Genomic DNA, 13884 nt, shown 5'->3' with positions numbered 1-13884 from the left:
GAGATAAAGGGAGTGGGCATATGAAGCAAACATCAATCATTCCAAAACCAAAAACATACGGACCTTTAAAAAATATTCCTCATATAAAAAAGGGGGAGCTTTCTCAAACTTTTTGGCGGCTGGCAGATGATTTAGGACCAATCTTTCAGTTTGAATTTTCAAATGCAACAAGTATTTTTGTTTCCAGCCATGAACTTGTCAAAGAAGTATTTGATGAGAGCCGTTTTGATAAATACATTGGGACTAGTCTCAGTAAAGTAAGAGCATTTGCAGGAGATGGGTTATTTACGAGCTGGACAGAAGAACCGAACTGGAGAAAGGCTCATCAAATCTTGATGCCGGCATTCAGCCAGCAGGCCATGAAGGGCTATCATGAGATGATGCTCGATATTGCCACACAACTCGTACAAAAATGGCAAAGAACAGGCCGCGATGAAGAAATTGTCGTAGCTGAGGATATGACAAAGCTGACTTTAGATACGATCGGTCTTTGCGGTTTTGATTTTCGCTTTAATAGCTTTTATAAAGAAAATCAGCATCCGTTCATTGAAAGCATGCTAAAAGGCTTAAATGAAGCAATGGAACAGTCGAGCCGATTGCCAATTGCCGATAAACTCATGTTCAAAAGAAGAAAAGAATTTGATCAACATGTCGATTTTATGAAACAATTAGTAGATGACATTATTCAGGAACGAAAAAAACAAGATAAAACAGGCGATGATTTACTATCCCTTATGCTGCATGCAGTGGACCCTGAAACAGGTGAACGTTTATCTGATGAAAATATTCGTTATCAAATCATCACCTTCTTAATTGCAGGGCATGAAACAACAAGTGGACTGCTATCCTTTGCGATTTATTTCTTACTAAAGAATCCAGAGAAATTAAAGAAAGCCGTCCAAGAAGCAGATGAGGTGCTGCAAGGCGGATTGCCGACATTTAAACAAGTGCAAAAGCTAAGCTACTCTCGTATGGTGTTAAATGAAGCCCTTCGCCTCTGGCCTACGGCGCCTACGTTCTCTCTTTATGCGAAAGAGGACACAGTAATCGGGGGAAAATATCCGATTCACAAGAATCAAAGTGTCTCTGTTCTGCTCCCTAAATTACACCGTGATCCAGCGGTATGGGGCGAGGATGCTGAAGAATTTAAACCAGAGCGGTTTACGCATCCTGAGAAAATCCCGCAGCATGCTTACAAGCCTTTTGGGAATGGACAGCGTGCATGTATCGGTATGCAGTTCGCCCTGCATGAAGCTACGATGGTTCTCGCGATGGTTCTGCATAATTTAGAGTTAATTGATCACACATCTTATGAGCTTGATTTAAAAGAATCTCTGACGATTAAACCAAACGATTTCAAAATCAAGGTGCGGCCAAGGAAGCAGCAATTCTTTATGGCACCACCGAAAGAAGAACCGAAAAAAAGCAACCAATCTGGTGAGTCAAAAGTGCCGAGTCACGGTACACCGCTGCTAGTTTTGTACGGATCGAATCTTGGCACAGCAAAGCAAATAGCGAACGAATTGGCGGAAGACGGGAAAGCAAAAGGATTCGATGTGACCACTGCGCCGCTTGATGAATATACACGCCAATTGCCAGATACAGGTGCTGTCCTCATCGTGACCGCTTCATACAACGGATATCCGCCTGACAATGCGAAGCAATTTGTGGATTGGTTGACGAGGGATGAGGAGCAGGATTTATCAAACGTGACATTTGCGGTCTTTGGATGCGGAGATCGAAACTGGGCGAGTACGTACCAGCGGATCCCCCGTCTGATTGATGAGGCCCTTGAAAGAAAAGGAGCCAAACGTGTAGCTGATTTAGGAGAAGGTGATGCAGGCGGTGATATGGATGAGGATAAAGAAATCTTCCAGAAAACTGTCTTTGAACAGCTGGCAAAAGAATTTAAGCTCACCTTCCAAGAAAAGGGGAAGGAAAAACCAAACCTATCAGTTGCTTATACGAATGAGCTAGTGGAGCGTCCTGTAGCTAAAATATATGATGCCTTTTCAGCTGTTGTACTGAAAAATGAAGAATTACAATCAGAAAAAAGCACGAGGCAGACAAGACATATTGAATTGAAATTGCCTGCTGGAAAAGCATACAAAGAAGGGGATCATATCGGGATTGTACCGAAAAATAGTGATGCACTCGTTCAGCGTGTGACCCGCCGCTTTAAACTAAATCCAGAGCAGCATATTAAGCTTTCATCTGAGAAAGAGGCAAGTCATTTACCATTAGATCAGCCGATTCCAATCAAAGAATTACTCGCCTCGCATGTTGAGCTTCAAGAGCCTGCGACACGTACACAGCTAAGAGAGCTCGCAGCACATACGGTATGTCCGCCTCACCGCGTGGAGCTTGAACAAATGGCTGGTGAAGCATATCAAGAAGCCATTTTAAAGAAACGAGTAACCATGCTAAATTTATTAGATCAATATGAAGCGTGCGAGCTGCCGTTTGTACACTTTTTGGCGCTTTTACCAGGTTTGAAACCGCGTTATTATTCGATCTCTAGCTCGCCTAAGGTAGAAGAAGAAAAAGTCAGTATCACAGTAGCAGTTGTAAAAGATAAAGCGTGGAGTGGCAGAGGAGAATATGCCGGAGTTGCCTCAACCTATTTATGTGGTCTAAAAGAAGGAGAAGAAGTAGCCTGCTTCCTGCATGAAGCGCAAGACGGCTTCCAGCTGCCTCCTTCATCAGACATACCGATGATCATGATCGGACCAGGTACAGGAATTGCTCCATTTAGAGGATTTGTTCAGGCAAGAGAAGTGTGGCAGAAGGAAGGGAAGCAGCTAGGCGAAGCCCACTTATATTTTGGCTGCCGTCACCCTCAGGAAGATGATCTATATTTTGATGAAATGCAGCTTGCCGCGCAAAACGGAGTTGTCCATATCCATCGTGCTTATTCTCGTTACGATGAGCAAAAAGTATATGTCCAGCATTTGTTGAAAGAAGACGGCGGCATGCTCATCGAATTGCTTGATCAAGGAGCTTATCTGTACGTGTGCGGAGACGGAAAAGTCATGGCCCCAGATGTAGAGGCTACACTAATCGATCTCTATCAAAAAGAGAAACAATGCTCGAAGGAAACAGCTGAAAATTGGCTGACAGCCCTTGCAAATGACAATAGATATGTAAAAGATGTGTGGAGCTGACAAAGAGGAAAGACCGCCAATTAGGCGGTTTTTTTCTGTTCACATAGAAAGAGATCGATAGAATTGAAGGTTGGGAAGATACAAAACACCTAATTTAAAAATGAAATATTTTGTAAAAAATAAGAATATTCTCTCATTTACTCCAATATGAAACAATCGTATGATTTTTGATATAGGACATAAAGGAGGAATATGATGAAAAAGGTGAAAATGTTACTCCCTTCTCTTCTCGTTTTTGGTGCTTTAAGTGTGCCTAGTTTTGCCCATGCCACATCGGATTCAGTACTAACGTCTGATTATGACATGGTGACTTCTGATGGAAAAGTAATTTCTTCAAGTGATTTCCACAATGATACGAAAGCCCCCTCATCCTTTGACAAAGTGGATGATCTTTCTTCTACTGTTGGCGAAAAAGTAAAACCACTATCAAAATATTTAAAAGATTTTCAAACAAAAGTCGTCATTGGAGACGATGGTAGAACCAAAGTAGCAAATACAAGAGTAGCACCATACAATTCGATTGCTTATATTACATTTGGCGGCTCCAGCTGTACGGGAACACTCATTGCTCCTAACAAAATTTTGACAAACGGACACTGCGTATATAATACGGCATCGAGAAGCTATAGTGAAAAAGGAACCGTATATCCTGGTATGAATGATAGTACTGCGGTGAACGGTTCAGCAAAAATGACTGAGTTCTATGTGCCAAGCGGGTATATTAATACTGGTGCAAGTCAATATGACTTTGCCGTCATCAAAACCGATACGAACATTGGCAATACGGTCGGCTACCGATCCATCCGCCAGGTGACAAACTTGACTGGGACAACCATTAAAATCTCAGGATATCCTGGTGATAAAATGAGATCGACTGGCAAGGTGTCACAGTGGGAGATGTCGGGTCCTGTGACGAGAGAAGATACGAATCTAGCATACTATACGATTGATACATTCAGCGGAAATTCAGGTTCTGCCATGCTAGATCAGAACCAGCAAATCGTTGGAGTTCATAACGCTGGGTATTCAAACGGAACGATGAATGGCGGTCCAAAAGCGACAGCTGCCTTTGTTGAGTTTATAAACTATGCGAAAGCGCAATAAAAAATAGAGCTTGTTTCCTTCATAGGGGACAAGCTTTTTTGTATGAATCGATTTAATAGAGGATTCATTTTTTACCTGTGGATTTGAGATTGAGAGCTTCATCAATTTTTTCACATGTCATTCGCGAACCACTCATACATTAAAATGTCACATTTCCTTTAAGTCAAAATCATGCTTGAGATGGATGAGGAGGTCACGCGCTTTTGAAGATGAAAAGAGCCTGGATCGCTGCTGTCGCCTTATGTTTTGTGATATGGATGGGTATGTTGTTAGGTGGATTTGGAGAGAAGCAGGCAGCAAAAGGGGCTGATCGATATGATTATGTCGTTCAATTTCCAAAGGAAAGGTACCCTGAAACAGGCAGTCATATTCAAGAAGCCATTCGAAAAGGGCATTCAGATGTGTGTACCATTGATCGAAATGGAGCAGATGCCCGCAGGCAAGAATCATTAAAAGGGATTCCGACAAAACCTGGCTTTGACCGGGATGAATGGCCAATGGCGGTTTGTCTTGAGGGAGGAAAAGGCGCAAGCGTTCAATATGTCAGTCCATCTGATAATAGGGGAGCAGGCTCATGGGTCGGACACCAAATCAGCGGATTTCCTGATGGGAAAAGAATATTATTCATTGTGAAATAAATCTAGAAAGAGTCTCCTTAGAGTGGGAGGCTCTTTTTGTTTATCATCAGAGCGTATCCGAGCTGGCAGGGAAAAAAGATTCAGTGGTACAATCAATCTATAAGGTACAAAGACTGACAAGAAGAAAATGTGAAGGGACATTTACTTATGGATAAGAACCGTGCATTATACGATTTTTTTATACAGCATGCAGAGAAGCTGACTGAAACATGGTATGAATCAATTGAGGACGATGATCCAGAATCGATATATCGTTCAACAGATTCCAGCATCATAGCAGAGCTAAAACGGCAGAATCAAGATTATTACCAGCATTTTATACGAGCTATTATTGAAGACAAGACATATTTACATACTGAATTTAAAAAGTGGTCTGAGGATTTAGCCAGTGACCCGAAGCATTTAAATACACCATTAGATTATGTCGTAAGAGAATACATGTCCAATCAAAGAGTCGTTCTGCATTACTTAAAAGAATTTATTAAACAGCGTCAAGGTGACATTGATATTGACCGCATTTTTTATTGGTATGATTTAATTTCCGAAGCGTTTAATATTTCAATCCATGTGTTTATCCAGCAATATGTGAAAAATACAACGAAGAAGCTTGTGGCTCAAAGAGATATGATTTATGAATTGAGTTCACCGGTGATTGTTTTAAAAAGCCAGATTGCGTTGTTGCCTTTAGTAGGTGATATTGACACAGCGAGAGCAAAGATTATTTTAGAAAATACGCTAAAACAGTGCTCGCAAAAAGGGGTTCAGCATTTATGTATTGATCTATCTGGTGTTGTCATTATTGATACAATGGTGGCTCATCAAATCTTTGATCTTGTCACATCACTTCGGTTAATTGGAGTAGAGACGACCATTTCAGGAATTAGACCAGAAATTGCTCAAACAGCAGTACAGCTCGGGCTTCCTTTTAATGAATTCCGCACGGCATCATCACTTGCTCACGCGCTGGACCGCATGACTGAATTTTCTCCAATATAAAAACCAGGCCGATGAGAGGCCTGGTTTTTTATTTAGATGACAGCGTCAATTTGTGTGACTTTCCAATCTTTTTGTACTTTTTCGTACGTAACAGTTCGTTTTACTTTGCGTCCATCAAGTGTTGGGACAGTAAATTCATATGTGCGGACTGTTTGTTTCTTAGAAACAAGTTTAGGTGTGGCTTTTTCCCAATTGAGCATGTTGTCTCCGTCACCGACTGGAACAGCCATTTTGCCTTTATGAACAATGAACTGATAATCTTTTAAACCATGTTTGATGGCATCTTGAGTGAACACTTGAGATAGGTAGCTGTTTAATTTTTTCTTTGTATCAAATGTTTTAGAAAGATAGTTGTATGTCATATCTTTATAGGTAAATGATTTTAATTTGTAATTAGAATGTTCTTTAACTTTGTAGCCTGACATTGCACTCCAAAAGTGTTCTCTTGCATCAAGGGCAATATGTAACGCTTCTTTATTTGTCAAAGCGGCTGATTTCTTGGAAGCGGCCAATGTTGTAGTTTGTAATGAGATCATAAGCATAATAGCAGTTAATAAAACAAATAATTTTTTCAAGGCAATTGCCTCCTTTTCTCAATGAAAACTTCTTATGTTACAAATGTTACAATAATTACAGTGATATTACAAGTATTAAATCTAAATGTTTTTTATTTCTTTTGTTTCTAATTATATAACGTTTGAGGGAGACAAAAAGTTTTCATTTTTTTTTATTTTTCTTCTTAATCATTATTTAACCGTTCTAAAGAAGAACGAAACGTCTTTTGGAAAAATTTCTATTTAGACGTTTAACACACTTTTTTTCTTTATGACATATACTGTTGTGATGAATGTCTAAAGAAAGTGGTGTTAATTATGTATCATCCGTATGAAGGTGTGTGGAATGGGTACTCATATGATAGGCAGATGCAAGGATTTCCCTCTGTTGGTATTCCTTCAGGTGGAGGGGTTCCTGGGTTTCCGATCGGAGGAGGAGGTACTTGGCCAGGGCAAGGTTCAGGAGGACACTCGGCCCCACCGGCACCGCCGCAGCATATCATTTCGCAGTATCAGCAAGCACTCTCTCAGCCACAGAGTATGCAGTCCCTTATATCTGGGCAAGGTGTTGGCGGAGGCCATCAAACTGTACAATTTGCAGCGGGATGTAATAGAAGATGGACAATTGTGCTTTTGAGAAACGGTCAAGTATTTTTAATGTATATCCTTTCTTCACAGCCATTTGGTCGAACTACTGGCTTTATATGGCCGAACTTTACATTTGGTTCCTTCCCAAGTTCAAGTATTCTTGCCTATTCTTGTGCATAAGAAAAAGCCGGTTCTCATCAGCAGCTGATGAAATACCGGCTTTTTTTAATGAATATTTCGAAATACGCCAATCACTTTACCTAGTATACTCACATTCTGTAAAATAATCGGTTCCATTGATGGGTTCTCTGGCTGTAATCTAAAGTGTGTATCTTCTTTATAAAAGCGTTTCACTGTCGCTTCATCTTCCTCTGTCATGGCGACGACAATATCTCCATTGTTAGCGGTGCTTTGCTGACGCACAATGACATAGTCCTTGTCCAAAATACCTGCATCAATCATACTTTCTCCCATAATTTCAAGCATAAACACTTGTTCATCTGGTGCTGCAAAAGTCTCTGGAAGAGGGAAGTATTCTTCTACATTTTCAACAGCGGTGATAGGAAGGCCGGCCGTTACTTTTCCGATGACTGGAACGTTCATTACAGCGCTCTTTGGAATATTCATTTCCTCTTCATCTAGTACTTCGATCGCTCTAGGTTTTGTCGGGTCTCTTCTAATTAAGCCCTTTGTTTCTAGTCTAGCTAAATGTCCATGGACCGTTGAACTGGATGCTAGACCGACAGCTTCTCCAATTTCACGGACGGATGGGGGATAACCCTTGCTTTTTACTTCATCTTTGATGAATTTCAGGATATCGAGTTGTCTTTTTGATAGCTTCGTCATCTTTTGCACCTCAAAACGTCAATTTTAAAGAAATTATAGCATGTTTTTCCTAACAGTACAAACATAGGTTCGAAAAAAACGTTTGACAGAAACGTTTGTTCGTATTTATAATGAGTGACAGAAAGAGCGAACGCATATTCTATTAGGAGAGATGACATTATGAGGTTAAAAGAATCTATTATTTTTATTGGGGTATTCTCATTCATCGTTGGCATATTTCTCTCACTTATTGCAGTCACAAGCCATAATGATACAAATCAGTATGTTAAAATAGAGGTTCAATCAGGTGATACTCTTTGGGGGTTAGCTGATCAAGTAAACGACAGCAAATCAATCGACAAAAATGCATTTATTGATTGGGTTACCGAACACAATGATCTTGCTTCAACTGAAATCCAGCCTGGCGACATTCTTGTCATACCCGTCAAAAAAGAGCATCCAGTCGTATATCAGCTTGCAACAGTACAATAGAAAGGTCGATTTTAGACATGAACGCAATCATTTATACGAGAGTAAGCACTGTCAAAGAGGAGCAGGAAACCTCGCTGAAAAGACAAGAAGAAGAACTGCTGGCGTTAGCTGCCATGCACAAGATGAATGTGGTCAAAGTCATCAAAGAAAAAGCGAGTGGATATGATCTAGATCGTGATGGTGTGTTTGAAATGCTTGCTGCACTGAAGGAAGAGTCAATCGATGCCGTTCTTATCCAGGATGAAACTCGTCTTGGAAGAGGACAAGCAAAAATTGCGCTCCTTCATTGTCTATTTAAAGAGAGCGTAAAGGTATACAGCGTGTTTCATAGAGGAGAGCTTGAGCTTTCAGAAGCAGATGAAATGGTCATTGAGATTGTAGGAGTCGTCGAAGAATACCAACGGAAAATTCATAACCTGAAAATCAAGCGGGGAATGAAAAGGGCAGTTGAGCGCGGATATCAGCCTGAACTGAATTTAAGGCAGCAGGACCATGCACCTGGCCGTGAGCGTATTGAAGTGCCGATTTCAGAAATTGTTCGATTAAGAAAAAACAATATGACATTCGCCGAAATTGCCGTAACTCTTCAGGCATTAGGTTTTGACATTTCAAAAGCAACGGTGCATAGAAGGTATCAAGAATATGAAAAAGACCTTACCACCTAAAGCGTGATTTGTTGTCAAAATGATTGATATTTAGTAGTATGTAGAGAAAATGCTTTAAAGGAGTTTGTCATGATTTCTAAAGAACAGCTTGCAAGAATAAATGAGCTTTCAAAAAAGTCGAAAGAGACCGGTTTATCAGACGCTGAAAAAACAGAACAAAAGCAGTTGAGAGAAGAGTATTTGAAAGCTTTTCGTTCTTCTATGAAAAATACACTTAAAACTGTCAAGATTGTTGATCCTGAAGGAAACGATGTCACACCAGAAAAATTAAAAAGAGAAAAAGATCAGAACCTTCATTAAGGCTGTGATTTCTTGAATTTTGAAAAGATGGGAAGATTATTCTCGTCTTTTTTCATATTTGCATAACTTTTTAGGTGATCGATAAACTAAATGTGACAAAATCCTTCTTTTTCAGCGTGAAATAGTTGTGAAAAAAGGACAGTAGATTTATGATAATGGTGTACACAAGATACGGAAGGGGATTTATATGGAAACGATTGAATTGAAATCTATTGCAACAATACGTACTCTCTCCATAGACGCAATTGAAAAAGCGAATTCCGGTCACCCAGGAATGCCGATGGGTGCTGCACCAATGGCGTACGCTTTATGGACGAATCACTTAAACGTAAGTCCGCAAAATCCAAATTGGTTTAACAGAGACCGCTTTGTTTTATCTGCGGGACATGGTTCTATGCTTCTATACAGCATGCTTCATTTAAGCGGATACAATCTGAGCATCGATGATCTAAAACAATTCCGCCAATGGGGAAGCAAAACACCTGGACATCCTGAATTTGGACACACAGAAGGCGTAGATGCCACAACAGGTCCTTTAGGCCAGGGAATTGCTATGGCAGTAGGGATGGCACTTGCAGAAAGACATCTTGCGGAAACGTATAACAAAGACAACTTTCAGGTTGTAGACCACTATACATACAGCATTTGCGGAGATGGAGACTTAATGGAGGGAATTTCCTCTGAAGCTGCTTCACTTGCTGGTCATTTAGGCTTAGGCCGTTTAATCGTTCTTTACGATTCAAATGACATTTCTTTAGATGGCGACTTAGATCGTTCATTCTCTGAAAATGTGAAGAATCGTTTTGAAGCGATGAACTGGGAAGTTCTTTACGTGAAAGACGGCAACAACATCGAAGAAGTAACAGCTGCTATTGAAAAGGCGAAACAAAGCACAGATAGACCTACATTAATCGAAGTGAAGACAACGATCGGTTTCGGATCGCCAAACCGTGCGGGAACGTCTGGTGTGCATGGTGCACCGCTTGGCAGCGAGGAAGCAAAGCTTACGAAGGATGCTTACTCTTGGACGTTTGAAGAAGATTTCCATGTACCTTCTGAAGTGTACGATCATTTCAAAGAAGCTGTCAAAGACGCTGGACAGAAAAAAGAAGCAGCTTGGAATGAGCTGTTTGCGCAATACGAAAAAGAATATCCAGAGCTGGCAGCACAGCTGAAGCTTGCGATTGAAGGAGAGCTTCCTGAGAATTGGGATCAAGAGGTTCCAGTTTATGAAGCAGGTTCAAGCCTTGCCTCCCGCGCATCTTCAGGTGAAGTGTTAAATGGCATTGCGAAGCAAGTACCTTTCTTTATTGGCGGATCTGCTGACCTTGCTGGATCAAATAAAACAACGATTAAAAACACGGATGATTTCGGAAAAAATAATTATGCCGGCAAAAACATTTGGTTCGGTGTCAGAGAATTTGCAATGGGTGCGGCGCTCAATGGTATGGCACTTCACGGCGGTCTTCGTGTATTCGGCGGAACATTCTTTGTTTTCTCAGATTACTTAAGACCAGCGATTCGTCTTGCTGCCTTAATGGGACTTCCAGTCACTTACGTCTTTACTCATGATAGTATTGCTGTTGGTGAAGATGGTCCAACACATGAACCGGTTGAACAGCTTGCTTCACTGCGTGCGATGCCTAACCTTTCCGTTATTCGCCCAGCAGATGGAAATGAAACAGCTGCAGCGTGGAAACTAGCTGTATCTTCAACGGATAAACCGACTGCACTAGTTCTTACTCGTCAAAACCTTCCAACGATTGACCAGGCACCAGAGAAGGCATATGAGGGAGTAGAAAAGGGTGGATACGTTGTGGTTGAAGCAGCTGATGCACAGCCAGAAGCACTTCTACTCGCTTCAGGATCTGAGGTTGGTTTAGCCATTGAAGCGCAAAAGGCACTTGAAAAAGAGGGCATCCGCGCATCTGTTGTCAGCCTTCCTGCATGGGATCGCTTCGATCAGCAGTCAGACGAATACAAAGAATCCGTTCTTCCTAAAGCAGTACGTGCACGTATTGCAATTGAAATGGGTGCTTCACTTGGCTGGGAGCGTTACACTGGTCTTGATGGTGACGTGATTGCAATTGATAAATTTGGCGCTTCTGCACCAGGTGAAACCATTATCGAGAAATACGGATTTACTGTCAGCAATGTAGTCAGCCGTGTGAAAGCGAAGCTGAATAAATAAACGAACTCCAAGCATCATGCTTTTTTGCTAGCTGTTTGCAGAGCATTTTCATCCGCTCTGCAAACTTTTTTCTTTTTTCTTGTTTTTTTGACAAAACTAGTTTCTTCTTGCTTCATATATAGACAATTCTTTCTTTCACATTTTTGTATAATACAAGCAATAAACGAGATTGACGAAATGTGAAAGGAAGGGATAGACATGGAACGCCATTATTATATTTATTGGATTGAGGATGAATTTGCACATCACTATTTTGGCAGAGAATCGATTTTGTTTCATTTGTTTGAGTCGTTACACTGGACGAATCGCACCGACGATGAGTTAGTTATGCTTGTGAAGCAAGTGGATTATGTGACGAAACGAATCCCTGCTTTTCATATGCACCAGCGTCTCATGAATAACTTAACGAACATTCACTATACACAAATAGGCTCGATTTACAGCGCTTCCTTACCAGATGGAAAAGGAACCGCAGCATTTATAATTAAAGACCGGTATATCCAAATGTCTGCCACTGGCAGTTATGAGGCAGAAGCGGTGTTTTTTGAAGTGCTGAGAAAAATCAGCCCTTGTTTTCTTGCGATGGACTTTAGTTCAAAGAAGCACGGGTGGCTTAATCCAGTAAAAGTGAGGAATTTTGTTTAAAAAAATAAAATTGAACGTGAAATGTTGTATAATAGCCTTTTGTTTAGTACACTTTATACGAGACAACATGAAGGAGGAAGAATTATGGATTTATGGGTTGTCATCCTTGTAGGCGTTGTTGCACTGCTTGCAGGAGTTGCACTCGGATTCTTTATTGCTCGTAAGTATATGATGAGCTATTTGAAAAAGAATCCACCAATTAATGAACAAATGCTTCGAATGATGATGATGCAAATGGGCATGAAACCGTCCCAGAAGAAAATCAATCAAATGATGAAAGCCATGAACAACCAAGCGAAATAATACGTACGATATTATGATCATAGATGGAACATGGTTATAAAGGATGGACAAGCGTTGTCCTTTCTTTATTCAATTCACCTTCATCAGACGCTTAAAACCACTGTACTTGCATGAATGAAGCAGGGAAAGTGGTTTTTATTATGGCGTCAAGCAGCATGTGAAAAAACAAAAAACCCCTATCTCAGAGGTTTTTGTTTCGTTTATGGTCACACATATCAACTGTTCTAAAAATGGTGCGGCATGATTGATATCATGAAGTATGATTAGTTGGCTGAGTTTGAGTGTAAGTGTCGTTGATATTGTAAGAGGAGATGATCTAGCTGCTGGCTATGTTCGATGGTCACTGTTGATGTCATCCCATTATGCAAGACAACTTTCATCAGCTCTTCTCTTTTTTCTTCAATTTGAGTTAATAATGATGTTTTTACCAAAGTCATGTTCCTTTCATGCAAATCTTGATAAAAAGAATCGATTCTATTATATCCATTTTAAGGTTTATTTTCAAATTTAAAGGATTCATTTATCTTGATGTCAAATTAAATTATATAAGGTTTTAAGAGAATAGACCATCTTTATTGAGGTGATGTAAAAAAAATGAAATGATTTTGTCATCTCTTATTGTATATTGTAAGAAGGGGGTGTTCTTTTGACAGATTTGAATTATTTTTTAGCATTTGGAGCAGGTTTTCTTTCTTTTATTTCACCGTGCTGTCTGCCGCTTTATCCAGCGTTTTTATCTTATATTACGGGCGTTAGTATAGATGAAGTGAAATCTGAGAAGGTGATGCTGAGAAGAGGAAGTCTGCTTCATACTTTATTCTTTTTAGTTGGGTTCTCTATTATATTTATAGCGATTGGCTTTGGGACATCGTTTGTCGGGAAGTTTTTTGATGATTACCATCAAGCGATTCGTCAAATTGGAGCCATCCTCATTATTTTCTTTGGTTTTATGACTCTTGGCATTTTCAAGCCTTCTTTCCTCATGGGCGAAAAGAGAATACAGTTCAAAAATCGTCCTGCTGGTTTTCTCGGATCCATTCTTATCGGAATGGGCTTTGCCGCTGGATGGACACCTTGTACAGGACCTATTTTATCCGCTGTCATCGCACTAGCCAGTAACAATCCTGGGTCGGCAGTGCCCTATATGATTGCGTATGTCTTTGGATTTGCCGTCCCGTTTTTTATTCTTTCCTTTTTCATTACGAAAATGGCTTGGATCAGAAAGCGTCAGCAGCACATTATGCGAATTGGCGGAATCATTATGATTGTGGTAGGGATGTTGCTGTTCTTTGATCTTCTGACATGGATTATCATCATGTTTTCATCATTGTTTGGCGGCTTTACAGGCTTTTGAAATCGGTTTCTACAGTCGCGGCGAATGGTTTTTTTTCGTCAATTGGAGTATATTATACATAGGCT

At 40.4% G+C, this 13884-nt stretch carries 15 protein-coding genes; 12 read left to right on the top strand and 3 right to left on the bottom strand.

Annotated elements, in window-relative coordinates; genetic code table 11:
* The first annotated feature begins 20 nt into the window (after window positions 1–20).
* The 4 genes from ACP69X_RS05415 to ACP69X_RS05400 all read left to right on the top strand — a co-directional run bounded on the left by ACP69X_RS05415 (window position 21) and on the right by ACP69X_RS05400 (window position 5902).
* The gene (locus ACP69X_RS05415) at window positions 21–3164 is read left to right on the top strand and encodes a bifunctional cytochrome P450/NADPH--P450 reductase (RefSeq protein WP_426052502.1); all 3144 of its coding nucleotides are present in this window, start codon (window positions 21–23) and stop codon (window positions 3162–3164) included.
* Between the two features lie 195 nt (window positions 3165–3359).
* Window positions 3360–4268 (top strand): trypsin-like serine peptidase, encoded by a 909-nt coding sequence (locus tag ACP69X_RS05410; RefSeq protein WP_041085128.1) that lies wholly within the window; start codon window positions 3360–3362, stop codon window positions 4266–4268.
* 257 nt (window positions 4269–4525) lie between these two features.
* Complete coding sequence (locus ACP69X_RS05405; protein WP_241768888.1) at window positions 4526–4906, top strand: NucA/NucB deoxyribonuclease domain-containing protein; 381 nt, start codon at window positions 4526–4528, stop codon at window positions 4904–4906.
* 147 nt (window positions 4907–5053) lie between these two features.
* Window positions 5054–5902 (top strand): STAS domain-containing protein, encoded by an 849-nt coding sequence (locus tag ACP69X_RS05400; RefSeq protein ID WP_041085129.1) that lies wholly within the window; start codon window positions 5054–5056, stop codon window positions 5900–5902.
* Window positions 5903–5934: 32 nt separating this feature from the next.
* On the opposite strand, the gene ACP69X_RS05395 is transcribed toward ACP69X_RS05400, so the two are convergent.
* Entirely contained in the window at window positions 5935–6477 is a 543-nt protein-coding gene (locus ACP69X_RS05395) for an IseA DL-endopeptidase inhibitor family protein (RefSeq protein WP_041085130.1), read from the bottom strand.
* A gap of 297 nt (window positions 6478–6774) precedes the next feature.
* Here ACP69X_RS05395 and ACP69X_RS05390 point away from each other — a divergent pair, with 297 nt between their 5' ends.
* Complete coding sequence (locus tag ACP69X_RS05390; RefSeq protein ID WP_269103467.1) at window positions 6775–7224, top strand: hypothetical protein; 450 nt, start codon at window positions 6775–6777, stop codon at window positions 7222–7224.
* 45 nt (window positions 7225–7269) lie between these two features.
* On the opposite strand, the gene lexA is transcribed toward ACP69X_RS05390, so the two are convergent.
* Window positions 7270–7890: a transcriptional repressor LexA gene (gene lexA / locus ACP69X_RS05385; RefSeq protein WP_024425129.1), complete on the bottom strand. Its 621-nt coding sequence runs from the start codon at window positions 7888–7890 to the stop codon at window positions 7270–7272.
* A 159-nt stretch (window positions 7891–8049) separates the two neighbouring features.
* Between lexA and yneA the strand changes: the two genes are divergently transcribed.
* The 6 genes from yneA to ACP69X_RS05355 all read left to right on the top strand — a co-directional run bounded on the left by yneA (window position 8050) and on the right by ACP69X_RS05355 (window position 12465).
* Entirely contained in the window at window positions 8050–8361 is a 312-nt protein-coding gene (yneA, locus tag ACP69X_RS05380; protein ID WP_034283425.1) for a cell division suppressor protein YneA, read from the top strand.
* Window positions 8362–8378: 17 nt separating this feature from the next.
* Window positions 8379–9026, top strand: coding sequence for a YneB family resolvase-like protein (locus ACP69X_RS05375; protein WP_426052501.1), 648 nt, complete (start codon window positions 8379–8381; stop codon window positions 9024–9026).
* Window positions 9027–9095: 69 nt separating this feature from the next.
* Window positions 9096–9326 carry a DUF896 domain-containing protein gene (locus ACP69X_RS05370; RefSeq protein ID WP_024425132.1) on the top strand — a complete coding sequence of 77 codons (231 nt, stop codon included), beginning with the start codon at window positions 9096–9098 and terminating at the stop codon, window positions 9324–9326.
* Window positions 9327–9513: 187 nt separating this feature from the next.
* Window positions 9514–11517, top strand: coding sequence for a transketolase (gene tkt / locus ACP69X_RS05365; RefSeq protein WP_041085134.1), 2004 nt, complete (start codon window positions 9514–9516; stop codon window positions 11515–11517).
* Window positions 11518–11715: 198 nt separating this feature from the next.
* Complete coding sequence (gene sirA / locus ACP69X_RS05360; RefSeq protein WP_024425134.1) at window positions 11716–12162, top strand: sporulation inhibitor of replication protein SirA; 447 nt, start codon at window positions 11716–11718, stop codon at window positions 12160–12162.
* Window positions 12163–12246: 84 nt separating this feature from the next.
* Window positions 12247–12465: a YneF family protein gene (locus ACP69X_RS05355; protein WP_003212379.1), complete on the top strand. Its 219-nt coding sequence runs from the start codon at window positions 12247–12249 to the stop codon at window positions 12463–12465.
* Between the two features lie 263 nt (window positions 12466–12728).
* Here ACP69X_RS05355 and ACP69X_RS05350 read toward each other — a convergent pair whose 3' ends face one another.
* Window positions 12729–12902 carry an aspartyl-phosphate phosphatase Spo0E family protein gene (locus ACP69X_RS05350; protein WP_369810454.1) on the bottom strand — a complete coding sequence of 58 codons (174 nt, stop codon included), beginning with the start codon at window positions 12900–12902 and terminating at the stop codon, window positions 12729–12731.
* A gap of 209 nt (window positions 12903–13111) precedes the next feature.
* On the opposite strand from ACP69X_RS05350, the gene ACP69X_RS05345 reads away from it, so the two are divergent.
* Window positions 13112–13819, top strand: coding sequence for a cytochrome c biogenesis CcdA family protein (locus ACP69X_RS05345; protein ID WP_426052500.1), 708 nt, complete (start codon window positions 13112–13114; stop codon window positions 13817–13819).
* The last annotated feature ends 65 nt before the right edge of the window (window positions 13820–13884 follow it).

The sequence above is a fragment of the Bacillus sp. DC4300-2b2 genome, assembly GCF_049895685.1.
Taxonomy (GTDB): Bacteria; Bacillota; Bacilli; order Bacillales; family Bacillaceae; genus Bacillus; species Bacillus safensis.
Note: the sequence above shows the minus strand (reverse complement) of the source record. Positions and strands in the feature narration are given on the sequence as shown.